The organism is Mucilaginibacter sp., from assembly GCF_965201005.1.
Classification (GTDB): Bacteria; Bacteroidota; Bacteroidia; order Sphingobacteriales; family Sphingobacteriaceae; genus Mucilaginibacter_A.
The window spans coordinates 204,127-221,144 of record NZ_OZ241747.1 but is presented as its reverse complement, the minus strand read 5'-3'; the positions used below and the strand labels follow the sequence as shown (position 1 = coordinate 221,144).

At 41.2% G+C, this 17,018-nt stretch carries 16 protein-coding genes; 2 read left to right on the top strand and 14 right to left on the bottom strand.

Going from position 1 to position 17,018, the window contains the following annotated elements:
- Positions 1–226 precede the first annotated feature (226 nt).
- Positions 227–697 carry a JAB domain-containing protein gene (locus tag ACOFKR_RS00965; protein ID WP_419802158.1) on the bottom strand — a complete coding sequence of 157 codons (471 nt, stop codon included), beginning with the start codon at positions 695–697 and terminating at the stop codon, positions 227–229.
- Positions 698–1,243: 546 nt separating this feature from the next.
- Positions 1,244–2,791 carry a HEPN domain-containing protein gene (locus ACOFKR_RS00960; RefSeq protein ID WP_419802157.1) on the bottom strand — a complete coding sequence of 516 codons (1,548 nt, stop codon included), beginning with the start codon at positions 2,789–2,791 and terminating at the stop codon, positions 1,244–1,246.
- Between the two features lie 142 nt (positions 2,792–2,933).
- Between ACOFKR_RS00960 and ACOFKR_RS00955 the strand changes: the two genes are divergently transcribed.
- Entirely contained in the window at positions 2,934–3,311 is a 378-nt protein-coding gene (locus ACOFKR_RS00955; protein WP_419802156.1) for a helix-turn-helix domain-containing protein, read from the top strand.
- Positions 3,312–3,346: 35 nt separating this feature from the next.
- Here ACOFKR_RS00955 and ACOFKR_RS00950 read toward each other — a convergent pair whose 3' ends face one another.
- From ACOFKR_RS00950 to ACOFKR_RS00925, 6 genes are all read right to left on the bottom strand, one after another.
- On the bottom strand, positions 3,347–3,889 hold the full coding sequence (locus tag ACOFKR_RS00950) for a hypothetical protein (RefSeq protein WP_419802155.1): 543 nt from the start codon (positions 3,887–3,889) through the stop codon (positions 3,347–3,349).
- Between the two features lie 31 nt (positions 3,890–3,920).
- Positions 3,921–4,916 carry a relaxase/mobilization nuclease domain-containing protein gene (locus tag ACOFKR_RS00945; RefSeq protein ID WP_419802154.1) on the bottom strand — a complete coding sequence of 332 codons (996 nt, stop codon included), beginning with the start codon at positions 4,914–4,916 and terminating at the stop codon, positions 3,921–3,923.
- The gene (locus ACOFKR_RS00940) at positions 4,891–5,295 is read right to left on the bottom strand and encodes a plasmid mobilization protein (RefSeq protein WP_419802153.1); all 405 of its coding nucleotides are present in this window, start codon (positions 5,293–5,295) and stop codon (positions 4,891–4,893) included. The genes ACOFKR_RS00945 and ACOFKR_RS00940 overlap by 26 nt, the downstream gene beginning before the upstream one ends.
- Positions 5,296–5,492: 197 nt before the next feature.
- A complete protein-coding gene (locus tag ACOFKR_RS00935) occupies positions 5,493–5,792 on the bottom strand; it encodes a hypothetical protein (protein WP_419802152.1) in 300 nt (99 codons plus the stop codon).
- Complete coding sequence (locus tag ACOFKR_RS00930) at positions 5,789–6,058, bottom strand: helix-turn-helix domain-containing protein (protein ID WP_419802151.1); 270 nt, start codon at positions 6,056–6,058, stop codon at positions 5,789–5,791. The genes ACOFKR_RS00935 and ACOFKR_RS00930 overlap by 4 nt, the downstream gene beginning before the upstream one ends.
- A 197-nt stretch (positions 6,059–6,255) precedes the next feature.
- Positions 6,256–7,041, bottom strand: a complete 786-nt coding sequence (locus tag ACOFKR_RS00925; RefSeq protein WP_419802150.1) for a hypothetical protein — start codon at positions 7,039–7,041, stop codon at positions 6,256–6,258.
- 366 nt (positions 7,042–7,407) lie between these two features.
- Between ACOFKR_RS00925 and ACOFKR_RS00920 the strand changes: the two genes are divergently transcribed.
- Entirely contained in the window at positions 7,408–8,778 is a 1,371-nt protein-coding gene (locus ACOFKR_RS00920) for a hypothetical protein (protein WP_419802149.1), read from the top strand.
- Here the strand turns inward: ACOFKR_RS00920 and ACOFKR_RS00915 are convergent.
- Genes ACOFKR_RS00915 through ACOFKR_RS00890 form a run of 6 tightly spaced genes read right to left on the bottom strand, consistent with a single transcriptional unit; the run spans position 8,775 to position 16,858 of the window.
- Positions 8,775–9,782 carry a putative phage abortive infection protein gene (locus ACOFKR_RS00915; protein ID WP_419802148.1) on the bottom strand — a complete coding sequence of 336 codons (1,008 nt, stop codon included), beginning with the start codon at positions 9,780–9,782 and terminating at the stop codon, positions 8,775–8,777. The genes ACOFKR_RS00920 and ACOFKR_RS00915 overlap by 4 nt on opposite strands.
- A 14-nt stretch (positions 9,783–9,796) precedes the next feature.
- On the bottom strand, positions 9,797–10,858 hold the full coding sequence (locus ACOFKR_RS00910; protein ID WP_419802147.1) for a hypothetical protein: 1,062 nt from the start codon (positions 10,856–10,858) through the stop codon (positions 9,797–9,799).
- Positions 10,845–11,981 carry a hypothetical protein gene (locus ACOFKR_RS00905; protein WP_419802146.1) on the bottom strand — a complete coding sequence of 379 codons (1,137 nt, stop codon included), beginning with the start codon at positions 11,979–11,981 and terminating at the stop codon, positions 10,845–10,847. Before ACOFKR_RS00905 ends, ACOFKR_RS00910 begins: the two co-directional genes overlap by 14 nt.
- Positions 11,978–13,867 carry a hypothetical protein gene (locus tag ACOFKR_RS00900; protein WP_419802145.1) on the bottom strand — a complete coding sequence of 630 codons (1,890 nt, stop codon included), beginning with the start codon at positions 13,865–13,867 and terminating at the stop codon, positions 11,978–11,980. Before ACOFKR_RS00900 ends, ACOFKR_RS00905 begins: the two co-directional genes overlap by 4 nt.
- Positions 13,860–14,948, bottom strand: coding sequence for a phosphoribosyltransferase-like protein (locus ACOFKR_RS00895; RefSeq protein WP_419802144.1), 1,089 nt, complete (start codon positions 14,946–14,948; stop codon positions 13,860–13,862). The genes ACOFKR_RS00900 and ACOFKR_RS00895 overlap by 8 nt, the downstream gene beginning before the upstream one ends.
- Complete coding sequence (locus tag ACOFKR_RS00890) at positions 14,945–16,858, bottom strand: hypothetical protein (RefSeq protein ID WP_419802143.1); 1,914 nt, start codon at positions 16,856–16,858, stop codon at positions 14,945–14,947. Before ACOFKR_RS00890 ends, ACOFKR_RS00895 begins: the two co-directional genes overlap by 4 nt.
- Positions 16,859–17,018: the final 160 nt, after the last annotated feature.

Genomic DNA, 17,018 nt, shown 5'->3' with positions numbered 1-17,018 from the left:
GAAACATTTAGTGCACAATAAATAAATGGCAGATATGGCTTTTGTATTTAAAAATAGTAGGAAATGAGCTTCACGAAATAGCTTGATAGATAAAAAACCCAATTGGCTTTGAAAATAGTTTTCTTAATTGCTACTAACAGTAATAACATTGAGAATAACTGCCTGTTTAAGAAATAGATTATTTATAGCCAAGATCGTAAAAAAACCCCACAAGGGGTTTTTAGGGCTACATCAGCCCTTCATCAGCAAGAGAGGTGTAAGCTTCTTCGGTTAAAATTAGGTGGTCAAGGACTGCAATATCCAGTAGCAACCCACCTTTTTTCAATTTTTCGGTCAGCTGTAAGTCTGCCTCACTTGGTTTTAAGTTTCCGGAAGGATGGTTGTGTGCAAGGATAATGGAACTGGCATTGGCTTTTAATGCTGCCTGAAATACGACCTTCGGGTCGCATATGGTCCCTGCAAACCCTCCTACAGATACTAAGAAAATCCCGATGACTTTATTCATTCGGTTTAACAACATGATCCGCATTTCCTCGCGGTGTTCTATACTACCTTCGTCCCAGTTATCGCGCAGGATTTCGCAGGCATCCCTGCTGCTTCCAATCTTTGGCCTCTCGGATGGTTTAACTTTACTGGAATAACTAATACTGATTTCTGCTACCTGAAAGAGGGACGGTGTTTGATGGATACTTTTCATGATGAAGATTGTTTAGCGTGAGGTAATGGGTGATAAAAGCCACATCACGCTATCCTTCCCGGAATAAGGGCAAGGTGGAGACCATGAAAAAATGCGGAGGCTCCCGGAGTAGAGCGAAGGGATACCCATTTTTTCAGGGTACTACCTTGGTGCGAGGGCAACAGGCGTGCAAAGGCCACCGTTTCCGGGAGGATGGCGAACTTTGCTTGCTATCAGTGATTACCCTGCTTTTTGTTTTTGATTAGAAGCGATCATAAAAAAGGGAATAAATACCGCTTGCCAGAAACAGACGATTATCCCGGCTACTGAAAGAAAATGGGGATAGGATATTCAGCACAAAACAAACAGACCAGGGCATTGCAATGCGTAACAGGCTGACTGCTGTTAGCGGTAAGACTGTCATAGGTCGGGCAGGCAAATAAAAAAAACAAAAACAACTGCCCGCTTTGTATAGCCTTGACGGTTTTACCGCGTGGCTACCTTTGTAGGAGCGGTGCGTTGCCTCTACCAAATCAGCCGGATTGCGAAAGAAAGATACCATTTGGTTTATTCCCCATAAGCCAGCATGTAAATATCATTCACTCTTTCCAACAATTTACTAACTAAATCAAAAAGCAATCTTACCGATGCTTCTTCCGGCTTAAAGTCATCCTTGTACCTCGGTTCATTGTAAGCTTTTTGCAGGAGGTTAAAAAGCTGGACGCCTTCTATGGTATCTAAGGAAAATACTGATTTCAGTTCTTCCGTAAATATCTCAGTGATGCGAAGAAGCCTGGCAAGGTTATGCAAGTTTAGCCTGTAGCCTAACACTGCACGGATAATAGCAGTAAGCGCATTTTCTGCTGCCTGATGCAAAGAAAACGAAGCAAGACCATAAACACTGGAATTCCAGTAATAATCCGCTCCGTTTAAAAACTCGTTTGCCTGACCATACCAGTGCTGAAAATTTTCCTCCCTTTTTTGTTTTAACAGTTCCCCATCGATTTCAGGCGGCACCGGCAACAGAACGTTGCCCGATAAGTAAAGCACTGGCTTTAGAAAAGAATTGCAGAAAAAGTAATTCTTTCGCTCTACTGCCTTTAAAACAATACCTGCACTATGTACCAATGCCGTAACGTTTGCAAGGGGTTTGCAGCTTTCTTCAATCGTACTGGTCAGTTCATGCCCTTGCTTTCTTTCATCATTACTTACAATAACCAGTAAATAAATAGATGGAATTTCATCTGGTTTACCACTTATTGCACCTAAATAGATTACGGCCTCAACTGTCGGTACTTTATGTTTGACAATGCTAATAATCTTTGAGAGCAATTGCTGCCCCTCTTGGGTAACAGAAGTTTCAAGAGTGGGGGGCCGATAGCCGACAGAACTTAGGGTTTCATTTGTACCTTCTTTTTTGACCTCTGTTTCCGTTATTTCCTTTCCTTCTGCTATGGTTATTTCTGCTGCTATTGTTTCTGCTTCTTCTGTTTCTCGCGCTACTTCCGCCACATTGTCATTCTTTTTTTTAAGCACAGGTTCCATTTCCCTCCGGCGGATCAGCCATGTAGCCTGATAAAGCTTTTCCAGGTTTTCGTAAACCCTGATGATTTCCCTTGCTGGCATAGCCTCGTCAGCAGCAAAACGGGAAAGTCCCTTTTCCAGCCACTGGTAAAGAAAGTCGCGATATTGGGGCAAGTTGTAATCTTTAAAAAAGCTTTCCAATACTAAGTAAGGGTCTAAAAGTTCCTCATGGCTTAACCCTTTCGGGAAATGCAGCCAGGTGCTTTTTTCCTGTAAAAGCTGTTTGTCCTGTTCAGCCTCTCTCGGGTTGTCCTTTTTTCTCCCCCCGCTGGATTGCATCAACAGGAAACAAGCCTCGACCAACTGGACGTGAAGCATATAAGTATAAAGCAGGTTTGCAGGGTTATTCTGCCGGTCGGTATAATGCCTGTCTTCTGTTACAAATGTCCGCCATGTTTTCAGTGCTTCCAGATGGCCGGGAAGCCAGTCGGCGGAAAAGAACTCAACGATAACGGTTAACGGGTTGTTTACTTCATCCCGATTTAAGTATTGGGGATAGAAATCCCAGGTGGAATAATGGCGAAGGTTCATTGCCGTACTTTTTATGGCCTGCCTTTATTGACTGGCCAAATCAAAGTAAAAGCAAAGCTCCATCGTACCGAACCATGCGCGTTTGTACTTTACAACGTGCCATTTGTTTCGTACATTTACCCATATTCATACTTTTGAAGCTATGGCAGAGACTTTACATATAGGACGCAAAATAGGCCGGATTCGGGAATTACGAAATATGAAGCAAGAAACCCTTGCTGCCGAATTGGGAATTAGTCAGCAGGCAGTTTCTAAGATTGAGCAAAGCGAAAAAGTAGAGGACGAAGCTTTAGAAAAAGTAGCCAAGGCTTTAGGGGTTACGCCTCTTGCAATTAAAAACTTTGATGAAGAAAAGGCTATCAATCTTTTTAATAATATCTACGATAATCAATTCCATGAGAACTCAGTAGCCTTTATTTACCAGCAATTTAATCCTATTGAAAAAATTATCGATTTGTACGAGCGTTTATTGCAAAGTGAGCGAGAAAAAGTTGAGTTGTTAAAGAACTCTAAAAATTAACCACCCACTTTACAATAAATAAGCAATATCACGCGTTATTTATCCGCTGTCTTTTCATAAGCCTGATCCATCGCACTCAGCACTTTTTTCTTAGCATGTTGCTGTAAATAAAGCCATGCCCTTCCGTAATGTACTGACTGGCTGACATCTTTATTATATCTATAGATCTCAATAGCTTTAGAACTCGATATAAAGATATAAGTCGCAACCATAAAGCAGAACGCCCACGCGATCAACCTGCCAAACACAATTTTGTAATACTGGCCGGGATTGACCTCCGGAAAGAGCAAAATACGCAACTGTTTAATAGCAGATTTCGGTACTTTGTCCAGTTTATTGTTAATAGCACGAAGCGAAGCCAACAACTGACTGCTTTGATCATTTTCCCTGCTTTCTCTGACCTCGCGGGTCAACGTTTCAATCGCTTCGGAATAATCCGGGATTTTGATTTCCAATATTTTACCCAGCTGCTTTTCTATTGCTGCATTCTTTTTAACGAGATTGTTGATGTTCTCTTCATTGCTATCAAGCCTCTCACCAATTTCTTCCTGAATGTTTTTTCTATTGTTATCGTCCATTTCTTTTTTTTCGTTATACACCTGAATGTGGTTACCGTGTATTGGTCCGGGCTTGTTTCTTCCGGTGCCTGTTTCGGCCAAGAATGGCCTCGTCATCAATATCGTCCGAAATACCAATATCAAAGCCGGGGTCGTTACTAACAAAATCCAAGTCCGGCATTGTTTTTAAATATTGCGACTGAAGCCCGGTTTGCGGGTAATCCGTTTGCTGCTCTGGCTTTTGCGTATCGCCGCTTTCCTGCCGGGCGTTTTGCACGGCTTCCCGTAACTGATCCGCCAGGCTTTTTTCGGGCCCCATTTGTTGCTGCCCCTCTATCGCTGTACTCAATTTTGCATAACTCATACTACGGTCAATTTCGGAGCCTTTGAATTTGTATTCCCCTTTGCTGAAACTGATGCCCTGTACTTCGGTGCTGCCGCTTTTATATTTGAGTTGAAGGGTGATGCCCTGTTTGGAAAGTGCCTGTTGTAGCTCCGTGATGTTTTTTACTTTTTTGCTGGCTAGCCGAATTGCATCGTACAGCTCGTACTTGACCTTGTCCCGGCCTTTAAGCCTATCCCGATTCACATCTTCCTTGCCCGGTGACAAATAAAAACCATGCTTTAGGGTCATCTCTTTTGCAACCTGTACGTTCCGCTGCCTTTGAAAATTGTCCGATATGGTTTTGCCGCTGTTATCTACCCGGTTGTAAACAATATGCAAATGCGGGTGGCTTTTGTCTTGGTGCTTTACAATTAAATACTGCGTTTCCCGGATTTTCATTTTTTCCAGGTACTCCTTTGCCAAATTCAGCATGACTTCATCGTCAAGTTTAGCAAGGTCGTTTACACTCCAGCTTAACGCAATATGGCCTACCGCTTTTCCCAAGGCAAGGTTGTATTTTCTTTGCAGGTTAAAATCATTTATCATCTGATTTACCTGCTGCATCCTTACGCCTGCTGCATCCAAAATCACCGCATCCTGCTTTCCTACAACATAGCGGATACAACCGCCGAAACTTCTACCGGTCATTGTTTTCCCGATCATCGTTATTCAGGTGTTTTAAGGTAATATCGATCTCTGTTAAAATGGCAGAGCAATCTCTGACGACGTTTAAAAGTCCCAACTGGTGGGCAAGCTTAGTCAGCTGGTTTAAGTTGTTCGCCAGCTCTGCAAGCATCCAAAGGATGCGCCGTTCGTCCGCAGTTAAGCGGGGAACTATCTTGGCACTTTTGGCCGCTGCCCTGATCCAGCTGCTCGAACGCATCCCGGCAGCTTTGGCTTTGTTGTCAACCTGAAAGCGTTCGGTCGCGGTCATCCTCACCCTAATAATTAACTCCCGCCTGACCCTTTTCTTCGGTGCGCCTCCCTTGTTTTTTGGCTGTCCGGCCACTCTTATATTATCTTTTTTGACTGCTTTCTCCATTGGTTAATTGTTGTGAATTTGTCGTTATCTCGTCTGCAACCACCGGGCGCAAAGGGCAAGGTTTCCAGGCGGCCATAGGCCCCCGGAAAGGTTTTTGTGGTAACAGAAACACAACCTTGCTCCTTACAGGCAGATAGAGTATCCCGCTACTATTTATTGCGATACGGTATATTGCAATTGGTTTTAACCTGTTCATCTTACATACCTGCTTTTGCCGTAACTAAGGTCACCCGGCTTGCAATATGCTTATCAAAAGAAGGCTCGTAAATGATGTACTCCTCTTTGATCAGTTCCTTTAAACACTTATGATAAGTGGCCGCTGAACGGATGCCAGATGTTGCCATCAACCTACTTCGGGTTACCCTGAAAGGTGTACTGTACTGCTGTTCCTGCCACGAGCATAGCATTGCCGTGTAAAGGCTAATATGAAAAGGGCTCAGCCCTTTATGTTTTTGGATTGCTTTTAGCAATGCCAGTTCGGCAGGTGCCTTTTTCATTTGACACCTCCTTTTTCCAATAGCCTCATGATGTCCTGGTAACGGTAATACATCATGCCGCCTATTTTGGAATAGGTGAATGTACCGTTAATACGCAGGTTTTGCAGCGTACCAGGCGAGATACCCAGTAGCTTTCTTACCTCAGCACTTTTTAGCCATTCCTTGTTTGTTGGTTTCGCACCTCCGCCGAATGCGTCTTTCAGTTCCTGTACCAGTTCTGCCTTGAACTGTTTCAGGTCTTCTTTAGTTAATAGCTCTACTTGCATCTGTACTCCGTTTTTTGGTTAATTGGACGAATGTATACCAGCAAATAGCTGATCTCATGACCATCAGATCCGAATGGTCATGTATAAGAGGCGAACAAGATGGGTGTTGTTAGAATTAAGTTGTTGAATTAATGAAAGTTAGGCCACCTATGAAAGAATGGGGTGAAAACTGGCTAACAGCGATAAGAAAATACCTTTTAAGCTTTATTGCTTTTCTTAGTCACCTTTTTAGCGGTGTTTGGTACGATCTTAAACAGCTTATTATCCAGAGGGACTGAAGTACCCTTAACGGCTAAATCATCTTGTTTACCGGAGAAATAATTCTTGGCAGTCTCTATGGGTATGTCTTTGCCATCGATGGAAAAATACTTACTGATCATCTTGTAATAAGGCGTTTTGTAATCGCAACGGACCAGGTTCCTGCCAGCAGGTAATTGCAGGTCGCGTAGTTGCTGAATCAAATCAACGACTGTCGGCAGGTGGCCTTCCTCTATCCTGATCTTCTGTACCACGTCGTATTCCTTCATTTCGCTGATCTGCTTTTCTAATGCTATAATCTGGTTTTGCAGTCTTGCGATAGCTGCGTCCTTTTCAGTATAAACCTCAAGCCGGGGGCGAACGGCCCATTGGTCGATAGAATCCAGGTAACCAGCAAATGCCCGCAGCTGCGCTTTTTGTATGTTGGTTCGCTCGTGCTTGGTTTTTGAGCCGGGTTTGTCTTCCTTGATCAAGACGGCAATTCCGTCCTGAATAAGATCTCTTAGGTGCTTGTAAAATTCTACCTCTTGCGATCCTGGGTTTACTTTTAAAAAATGATCCAGGTGATATTTGTAAAAAGCTTCAAACTCGCTTTCTTTTCGCTCATATAGATTATTCAAGAAATGGCGGTCATAATGGCCTTTCCACCAGGAAAAAGGCATTCCTATGTCGAAAGGATGTTCGCGTTTTTTGAAAGAGGCAAGTGGTTTAAAGTATTCTTTCATAGGGATACGAAACTAACCAAACTGAACAAAGATGATAAAATTTAGATTATGCCCTATAAATCGATCTCCTGCAATTAATATTTTTACACTGGCGAATATTTGCTTTCGAGAATTCCTATAGATACTATTAAGCAAAAAATATATGCAGTGAAATTATTGATAATGTTCATTTATCCTTTATTGGTTCATAAATATATTAATTATCAATTACTGACCGTACATTTCGCTCCAATATCTTAGATTTAGTAAGGCGTTGTAGATGTTAAATCTCAAACATCGAATTCGAGTACAGTTTTAATTGGACTTTGGGCTTGGTTGACTACTAAAATTAGCAGACTATATACAAAACGGGTTATAACCAACAAAATGGAAGAATGGATCATATCAACTAAAAAAGCGCTCAAATGGTTCATTGAGGTTTTAGGTAACGAAGAGTGGGAACGACGCCGAAAAAATGTCGTGGCTTACTTCAATGCTTTGGAAGCAAAAAGCCAAAGCGAGCGCCCGGAGTTCCGTTCAGATGTTAACAAACTTTTCGAACCATTCGCCGTGTACGACGACTGGATGGCTTGGTATATGTATTTAATAGATTCGCTGGTTACCCGACCGGGTTGTGATGAACCTTTTCAGTCCGCACGTATTTATCCTTTCTTTGCGGCTATTGGCAGGTACATACCGATGTTAAAACAAATCGATGGAATTGACCAGCGGTTGACAGAAATGTTGAATGAACGCCAAAATCAACCAGATTCCACCTTATTCGAACTCGTTGTCGCTCTCGCTTATGCTAAAAGTGGCTGGCGCGTAGAATTTTTAGAAGAAGCAAAGACCGGCCATACCCCAGACCTTAAAGTAACACGGCGTGGAACGCAATACTTTGTAGAATGTAAACGCCTGGCAAAGGTGACCGAGTATGCTGAACAGGAAAGGCAGCAATGGTACAAACGATGGCGTCATTTGGCGATCGCTATGCAGGCTTACGGCACATTTACCCATGCGGATATTGTATTTAAAGTCCCTGTGGAAGAAGTGCCCGAAGACACGCTTGGCAGGCTATATAGCGATTTCTTTCGAGCCGGAGGACTGAACCAAAAGGATCAGATGCTGGAAACCAGCCAGGTAGTTTTTAGCGCACGAAAAATTGACATGGACAAAGTAGCTAAGCACATGATCGTCAACTCGGTAAGAAAAGGATCGCCTCAGATGATCGAACTCTTCGCCGGGGAATATGAGATACATGGCAGCTATACGCAAATCATCGCGCCATTGGAGATTTCCACTTATGGCTTAGAAGATGGTTTGCATGTGCTTAACCAGTTTTATGGAGGTGTTCATCAAGCCTGGTCTGCAAAATGGGAATGCATCGCTGAAGAATCTATCGACAGAAAAGCAAAAGACATAAAAAAGATCCTAAGTAAGGCTGTTAATCAAATTCCTGCCGATGGGAAAGGCATCATTCATATTGGTTATGAAACGGTTAGCGGCCCGTATGTTGAATTTAGACGGCATGAAAAGATTATAGAAACGATCAAATCTTTCAAATTCGCTCCCAAAGAGATCGTAAGTATTGTTTGCCATGCTATCCAGCCACTAAGTAAAATAGAAGAGTGGGAATGTGCTGAAACTGCTATTTTTTTTGGTGAGGAGATCGATAACATATTAAACGATCTACTTTTGCTGGCCCCGCCAGGTACCGGTTTCAGAGATAGTACACATTGGGCTGAGGACACGGCCTAAAGCGACTCCAATATGGATTTCCTGCTTTTCAATTGCACATTAGTCATAAAATTATGATCAGACTCTACCAAATCCTCTGTGGCGACATTATTTAATATCTTATAATGCACCAGTAACTTTTTCATATTGGGATAGAACAGGCAATGATAATAAAGCAGCATTAATTCATATTCAGACATTTGTGCCTGTACAAATTGGGCGTAATAGTAAAACTTTTTCTTTTTTAAAGTATCTTCATCATCGTTAAGACCGGCTAACTGATCATTTTCTGAATTCTTCAGAAACTTAAGTATATAATATAAGTGGCGAAAATAATGTCCGATCGCATGATGGTGCTTGATCAGAAAGTGACCATAGGCCAGCTTAACCCGTTTTTCCAGGTTAAGTTTTTTTGCCTTTTTCCAATCGTTTTCTGAAATATTGTAAAATAGATTGGCATAATAGATCCGGGCTTCAGTTAGATCCGTGTTATCTTCGGTCGGATCATCCTGCGTAGGACCAATAGCGGCGTAGGTCCAATAATCCCATCGATCATATTTTGTGTACGCCAGGGCCTTTAAAATGCGCGCGATCTCAGACTTGGAAACCATAAAAAACTCCCTTCCTTCATATTTTTTACTGACCGCCTGCGTCCAATCCTGTTGAATACCAGTTATAATGGATTGTAAATCCTGAGTGATCTGGAGCTGGTTTTGCAATAAGTTAAAGAAAGTCGACTCGAATTGCTGTGTTTTCGATGTTTCATTTTCTACTTTAAACTCCTTACGCGTTTCTTTCAGCTCCCGTCGTTGCAGTAAGATCGTCAGGATAATTCCTGCCAAAGCTAAACCCGAATATAAAGCGTTAACCGCACCGAACATTTCACCGGTAGCTGCTTTATCGTCGTTCTTTAAACTATAGAGCAGGTAATAATTGATGAACCACGAGCCGGCGATAAACACAACTACCACCAGGGCGATGAGGAAAAACTGTATATCCCGTTCCTTTTTTGATTTCGCCGCCATAAGATAAAGTACCGTTAAGCGGTAGCAAACAAGGAAGCAATTTTAACCTCTTTGTTGGGGTTATGATAAGTCAGCAACGGTCGGCTGCGTTGAGGTATCTTCTTAAGATGAGAATCCAAAATATGTTGGACGGATAAAATTAAATCATTTCTCCCGATATTGTACATTAAGCCACGCGCACCTTCAAATGTACAATTTAAGGCGCTTAAAGCCTGGCCAAATTGCAAGGCTATACCGATATCTTCTCTGCTTAAGGACTGCAATTCTACACCGGCTGAAAACAGATTAATAATTATCCCGGCGCTACACCAATCTCCCGCACCAGCGGAATCAATGACATTATCTATTGTATAGCCAGGTAGGTTCAGCCATTGACCACTGTTTTTAGTCCTGAATTTTAAACCATCATTCCCAAGCGTCTGTATTTCCAGGAAACACTGCCCGGTAGCATAACTGTCTTCGTAGCCGGCAATCCTGTCCTGCGAAAATTTCACCACGTCCGCTATGGATAGGCATTCCTCGAACCCCCTCAGATCCTTCATGCTCGACGGTTCAAAGAATATAATTGCACCTTTAGCCTTATATTCTTTAGCCAGGTTGATCGAAGCCCGGTTGATCCGGTCAAAATAAAAAACATGGGGTATAATACCTGTTTCGACAATACCCGGTACTGATTTGGAGAGGCAGGGTTTATAAGAAGGCAAGTAAGTACCATCTTCCGGATTTCTAAATTCGAAGCGATGTTTAGGTGCCCCGGAACTATCTTTTAAGATACGGTGAATAATGATCGGCGTACTGCCATCGTCCGTGAAAGAGAGAAGATCGTCTTTTACCTGCCACTTCTTTAAGTCTTCCATTAAAAGACTCGAAGCTGGATTATCTGACAACCGGGCAATGGGATAGGTATTCCAACCTAAGTAAGATAAGATCGTGATCACATTACCGCAAGAACCGCCCGCGTAAAACTGTGCAGCATTACCGGCGTTACTGCTGATAACAACATCCAGCGCTACCAAACCTGTACCGATACAAACCGAATTTACCTTATTAATCATCAAATTATTAACTTTCATCATAGGGTTCCCCTGTAAGCCAAATTACAAAAAGTTCGCTATCTTCTTTAATCTTTTTTAAACTTTCAAATGATTCGATCTCATAACCCTGGGAATCAACATTTAATACACCTACACCAATTTCGTCAATTAAATCATAAGCTGTCATCAGTGTCCCAATGGATAATAACTTACTGGAGAAGGTCGAAATGACTGCTTTACAGCCATCAAGTGCTGCTAGAGATTCATTATAATTACTGATCGCCTTAGTTAAACGAATATAAGCCTCGAAAGGATTCTGTTCCGGCACATACATGATGTTCTGCGGCTCAATATTCAATTTATCAAACAAAAGCTGGTGATAGTCTTTAATGAGCGTATCTGACCGGCGTGGATTTTTTGATGGAAAAGGCAGCACCGGGCAAATCTCATTGGGCCGAATATGTCCGTACGCTTTATCTAAATGCTCAACTTTATCTTCGCCCAGGATCGGGAACCATATTACAGGCTCTTCTGATTCAGATGTGAGTTCAATCGTCCCTCCAAAACCGTGCAGGTATCCCACATCTTGGTCAATACCTTTTTCTTTTATTCTGATATCAACCTCGGCATTTTCTGCTACAACTACGAAAAGGTTTGGAGTCTTGCTGGTTGCGTACATATCAATAAAAGTTAAAAATTTACCTACTAGTGAAAAATAAACACCCCTCGGCAGGGCACTGATATCGATAATAATATCAGTAAAGGAGGAGATTTGATCATAACTGCTTAGAATTTGTGCCGCTTGTCGGTCACCGATCCTCTTGCGCTTGCCTTTACCTTTCGAACTCCAAAGCAATATCTTTTTTGAAACCAAGGCCTTACCTGCCAGCAAGATTTGCAGCTCTGTCAAATTTTCATCTGCATAAGACTGATATTTAGTAGACGTTGAACCGCTACCTTCATCAAACTCTATCATCCAGCATTCAACATCAACTGCCGGGCTGCTGTCAACTAATTCCTTAATAGCGATATTCATACGAACATCAAAACCTTTGCCCAGTATAAACAAAAGTTTTCTGGACTCATCTTTACAGTGTTCCTTCCAAAATTCACTGGTTTTGTTACCGCGTATCATCACGGAAGGGTCCCATCTCAATGGTTTCATACTTTGGTCCATTTAAGTAATTCATCGGTTTGCTTATGACGCCAACCACCATAAGAGAACGGCAAATTAAATTTCAAGCATAGCCACCGGTTTAGGTAATAAACATCATTTTTATTGTCTTTTTCGCCCTGGATAATTTGTTTAACTTCTAAGAGATTAAAGGCCACACAAGTAGAAATCACATTGATTAACGACTGATAATGCTCCATTTCGAACCAATTCAGCCCCTTATCAAACATATTTGGACTTTCCTTAATGGCAAAGCCGGTTACGCCTTGCGCATAGGGAGCATTGGGTTTATAGGTATCGCTCTTGCAACTCTCGCCAAGTTTGGAAAGGAAGTTCAGGACAATATTGGCATAAGGAAGAATTTTACTTAGTTCATTCCATTTGGCATCAACGGCCTTGGTTAGTATTTTTTCCTGTTCGTTGGTTTCCACATTGATTTTATAGCCCAGCAAATTATTGGAAAGCATCTCTTCGAACATATCCGCTGAAAAAGATAAGAACTGCTCAATATTATTGGACGATAATTTGACCAGGTTCTTAAACCCGAAATAGTACGGCAGGTTTACGGAGTTCGACAAAAATAATTTGGATGATACTTCCAGGTCTGGTTTAAGTTTATCATTGAGTTCCTGAGCAGACAACGGAAAATCAAAAGCCAACTGCGATTTCCCCAAATTTCTGTTGATCAAGATCTCCAGCTTTTTATAAAGGATAGCAATGTCCAGTTCACTGCCGTTCTGGCTTTTCACGAATTCGATCCAGTGATCAAATTTGTTGGTATAACTGGTGATTTTGGCAATCTTTTCCCTTGTGGTTTCAATAGCTTCTAAAAAAGAATTTTTAAATTGCCCTTCTTCAAGGTCGTTGTCTAGGTATTCACGGAAGGAATTAACCTCTTCGGTCGATATAGATGCCCTTTTGTCCGCGATATTTGCCAATACCGATTCAAACTTACCGGGCCGGTCACTCCAGAATTTTTCAAGATTAAGCACCTCGTAATCCCTCCCTTCAAAAGACCTTAAATTCTCAACCGGGTCCAAAGCCTCTAATCGCTCCGAAATCCAAATACTGAAATTCCCCCGCTTTTCGATGACATACTTCCGTAACGCAGTACGTTGCGTATTGGATAACTTGTGTGTGTCATCCAGCATATACAGGATTTTATTGATCACCGGCTTGCCATTGAGCAACAAATTATCCGGTTTCAGCACGCTGAGCGAAAATAATTCATCGTGTCCTGTCGGCTGGATATCCGCAAGCGGTAAAAAACTATCGATAGCTTGGTAAACTTTCTTTTCGATATTAGACGCCCAGGCATAGAGTTCTTTACCTGTGCAAGGCAGTGAAAGGCCTGTAAAAAAGTTCTCCCGGTTGTCATAAGTATAATTAACACTTTCTAATACCTCGTTAAACGGAGCGTTTGAATTTTCAAGGTCAACAACAGACCGCAATGTCGCCAAAATGATCCTAGCATTCAATAGCGAGAAAAAATAACGCAGCTTTTGAGCGTTAGACACATCAAGTTCTTCTAATATCTCATAATTACGGGTACACACTAGGGTGACACCCAGCACCTCAATGGAGTTATCAGTTAGTACGTTCAGCTTTTTCAACAAACCAAATAAACCCTTGCTATCCGGTGCTGATTTATTATTTAACAGGGTACTGAGTGTATCCGGCTCGAAAACCCTTAATAAAGATGTTTTACCGGCTCCAGGGGAACTATGAATATAAAGCACATTATTCCACAACAAACCATCCTTATCCCGATCTATAATAGAGTCAAGTATAGCAGGGTTATATAATCGCAGAAAACTGGCATCAGATTCAATTTTCTCCGATGCCCGCAAACGGAAAGGGTTTCTCAGCCTACTCATCTTTATGTCGTTTTACCCTTGGGAATAATCCTTTTACTTTATCGTCAGGGAACCACAATATTGGCAATGAATTATTTGGCGTGTTATGGTTCAAAATCAATGGCAAACCGCATTCATTGAAGCCAAGGTAAGGCTCATCATGCTTACCCTCTTTATAGTGACTATCATTAATACTATCATCGTAGTAACTTTTAATCAAATCCACAAAGGCGGTATTCTTTAAAATCTCCGCTTTTATATCGCTCCCGATAACCTGCACCGCGTCGATACTAAACTCGAAGTTGAATTCAGGGTGTTCAGTTTTAAAGGTATCCATATTAGCCCGCAATTTCTCCAGCGCCTCGCTTGTGGCGAGATAAAAGATGATATGAATGTCCAATTTTTCCCCGGCCTGAAAAAGTTCAGCATTAGCTGCTTTGGCGGTAACGGATTTTAAAAATTTGTAAATTTTCCCTTTCCAGCCGCCTTCAACTCTCCGAAAATAGCTGGTACCGCTAGCCGTAAAATCATCAATGAGAAAAACGGTATTGAATTTATTGCTGATTTGCGATTTTTTCAGCTCGCCCAGCATATCTTTAATTTTTTCCCCGGAAATCGAATAGGTCGTTAATACCTGTTCATTACTGATCCGCGACGTACTTCGCCTCAGTTGATCAATTTTCGATCCGTCACTTAAACCAATAAACAGCGACCTGCGCAAAATTACCTTATAGCTGGTACTCTTAACTATTTTTCTAACCCAAAAACTATTAATGCCAATGAAGTCGGCGGTCTTTTTAATAATGATTGGTTGGATTTTGTCCGCATACGTAATATTTACCAAGTGAGCAACTTGGTCGTTAGATATGAAAATTAGTGATTTGGAAATGAAATCATAAGCAGTTTTCTTTTCCTCGACAGTTTTAAATTGCGCCAACCACTTAACCAAACTTTCAATAAATCTGATGCCAGGAGAGAATTGCTGATATTCATCGTATTTAAAATTAGCTAAAGCTTGTAATAAAGGACGTTCCCGGGATGTTTCATCCGGTGTCCAATGCATCGTTTTAGCTAAAAGTTTCTCCGCTAAGGCTGACCTCATAACAAATTTATTGTGACCCCATTAGGCTTATAGGTCAGGCAAGATAAGTAATAGATCGTAGCTTTTACATTTTTTATGCCGGGTGCTGCAACATTCCAACCGGTTTCACTTAATGAAGAAACTTCATCTACACTCAAAGAGTAGGTAGATGTTAATAATTGATAATCATTACCTGGCCATTGCCCTTTATCACCGATACATAGGCAAGCACCTGCCAATTTCAATTGATGTATAAGTGACTCGCAATGACTAATAACATTAAGTTTCGATGTCATATTTTGATCAATGATATCCATCGAATGACTAGATTCCAGAATCTGAATACCGCTTAAATTTTGACTTAATATCAAGTCGATAATCATTGTCCGAACCTTTTTCCATTCGTTTTCCTTTTTGATCTCTACTGTTATTTGGTTAGGTTTTAGTTCAGGAGAAATTTCTACTGGAAAATCATAGGCGTTTATTGTTGCAAATAATTCCTGTAGTGGCTTACTCACTTCGATTTCTTTATCTGGCTTGGTTACATCACTTAAAAAGCCGATATCAGCGCAGTTATAATATCCAATGATTACCCGGTCATGATATTGAGTCGGAATTTTGTCGACCAAATCTTTACGTACGGATTGGCCACGGCCAGTTGCGATACCAATCACCAGCCCATTTTCCAATAATTCGTTTAAGCTGGTTGTTACTTCAGCATCGATACCACAAAATCTATTTGATCCAGCACACAACGTACCATCATAATCGAAGATAATCGCGCCAAAAGTTGCGCTGTTCATAGTTTTTTTGAAACCCCGATATGCTTTACTCCAGTAAGCGACTTCTTGCTCTGACAACGAGTTAATTGATGGTACTTTTGTTTTACGTAAAATAGCGATTCTTTCCAGTTCGGATAATCCGGATTTTTCCGGTTTAAATAAATTGCTGTACCTCAGGTTGTACAGTTTACTGCCAAAACCTGGTACACCGGGTCTTCCCGGGTCTATTTTTTGAATTTCACCGACCCTTCTAATAAAACTAAAAGACTTAACCAAAAGGTCAATGCTTCCAAATGAGCCTTTTAATCCGGTTCTGATAATTAAAACCGGGATGTCTGCCGGCAAAATTTCTAATGTTTTTTTAGCAAGCAATTCTTCTTCCGGAGAAATGATAGCGATGATTGCTGAATTATCTTTTCGCTTATCAAACCAATGATGTCGGCCATGCCCGAAATTTCGATAATCCGAAACGAGCACGTCAGCAAGTGCCGCTTCCGCCAATTTAGATTCCAAGTCAACCGCAACAGGCTGCCCATAACCTGCATGTAATAAATTAAAGGTGTAATCCGGCGTAATTTTGCAGATAAAATCTTCAAGATCAGCTAAGAATGTAATGTCTTCTTCTAATGGGCCTTGTTCATCTTTGGGGTTAATACACAATGTATTAAATAAAATCGCAAAAAAGGCAATCAGACTATTGGTGGCTAAAAATCCGTCTTTGCCTGCAGGGTTGTCATACTCAAAATGCTCGCTTAACGAAGTTTCCGCAGCTAATGCAGCTAACGGACTTCTCAATTTCATACATAAACTAAAAATCTTATTGGGCTCAAAACTGATCGCAGTCTTATAACCGAACAAAATATCTGTGTTCTTACCGCTGGCCGTAATAAACAACACGTTCGATTCACGCAAAGTATTTTGAGAATAATATAATTCAAGAGGAGTAATGGCTTTGGCCATTATACCGCATTGCTGGTATAATAATGCAGCGTAATGACAAGCACTAAGAGATCCTCCAGACCCAACGACAAATAATGGTTTAGATTTATTTTGCAATAAATGCTTCCGGAATGCGCTCGTATCCTGTGCCAACGCCCATGTTAAGGTATCGTTTATTTTCTCTAATTCTTTAGCAAATGGTTTTCCCATACTTTGTAAAATTAATACTTTTAATTAGGGTAGGCATTATCCTATTCGACAATAAAATGCTAAATATATTAGTAATTATTGAAATTAAGAAGACTCCAAGCTCGTTATTTAATAATTTAGTAGATACAGTCATGACTATCTTTAAAGTTCCAGGTAAGTC

Bases quoted from the DNA above. Each gene is read 5' to 3' on its own strand.
- ACOFKR_RS00925 (WP_419802150.1), bottom strand. From the start codon at position 7,041: ATGAAAGAATACTTTAAACCACTTGCCTCTTTCAAAAAACGCGAACAT.
- ACOFKR_RS00890 (WP_419802143.1), bottom strand. From the start codon at position 16,858: ATGGGAAAACCATTTGCTAAAGAATTAGAGAAAATAAACGATACCTTA.
- ACOFKR_RS00955 (WP_419802156.1), top strand. From the start codon at position 2,934: ATGGCAGAGACTTTACATATAGGACGCAAAATAGGCCGGATTCGGGAA.
- ACOFKR_RS00910 (WP_419802147.1), bottom strand. From the start codon at position 10,858: ATGATGAAAGTTAATAATTTGATGATTAATAAGGTAAATTCGGTTTGT.
- ACOFKR_RS00930 (WP_419802151.1), bottom strand. From the start codon at position 6,058: ATGCAAGTAGAGCTATTAACTAAAGAAGACCTGAAACAGTTCAAGGCA.
- ACOFKR_RS00935 (WP_419802152.1), bottom strand. From the start codon at position 5,792: ATGAAAAAGGCACCTGCCGAACTGGCATTGCTAAAAGCAATCCAAAAA.
- ACOFKR_RS00945 (WP_419802154.1), bottom strand. From the start codon at position 4,916: ATGATCGGGAAAACAATGACCGGTAGAAGTTTCGGCGGTTGTATCCGC.
- ACOFKR_RS00950 (WP_419802155.1), bottom strand. From the start codon at position 3,889: ATGGACGATAACAATAGAAAAAACATTCAGGAAGAAATTGGTGAGAGG.
- ACOFKR_RS00965 (WP_419802158.1), bottom strand. From the start codon at position 697: ATGAAAAGTATCCATCAAACACCGTCCCTCTTTCAGGTAGCAGAAATC.
- ACOFKR_RS00960 (WP_419802157.1), bottom strand. From the start codon at position 2,791: ATGAACCTTCGCCATTATTCCACCTGGGATTTCTATCCCCAATACTTA.
- ACOFKR_RS00900 (WP_419802145.1), bottom strand. From the start codon at position 13,867: ATGAGTAGGCTGAGAAACCCTTTCCGTTTGCGGGCATCGGAGAAAATT.
- ACOFKR_RS00915 (WP_419802148.1), bottom strand. From the start codon at position 9,782: ATGGCGGCGAAATCAAAAAAGGAACGGGATATACAGTTTTTCCTCATC.
- ACOFKR_RS00940 (WP_419802153.1), bottom strand. From the start codon at position 5,295: ATGGAGAAAGCAGTCAAAAAAGATAATATAAGAGTGGCCGGACAGCCA.
- ACOFKR_RS00905 (WP_419802146.1), bottom strand. From the start codon at position 11,981: ATGAAACCATTGAGATGGGACCCTTCCGTGATGATACGCGGTAACAAA.
- ACOFKR_RS00920 (WP_419802149.1), top strand. From the start codon at position 7,408: ATGGAAGAATGGATCATATCAACTAAAAAAGCGCTCAAATGGTTCATT.
- ACOFKR_RS00895 (WP_419802144.1), bottom strand. From the start codon at position 14,948: ATGAGGTCAGCCTTAGCGGAGAAACTTTTAGCTAAAACGATGCATTGG.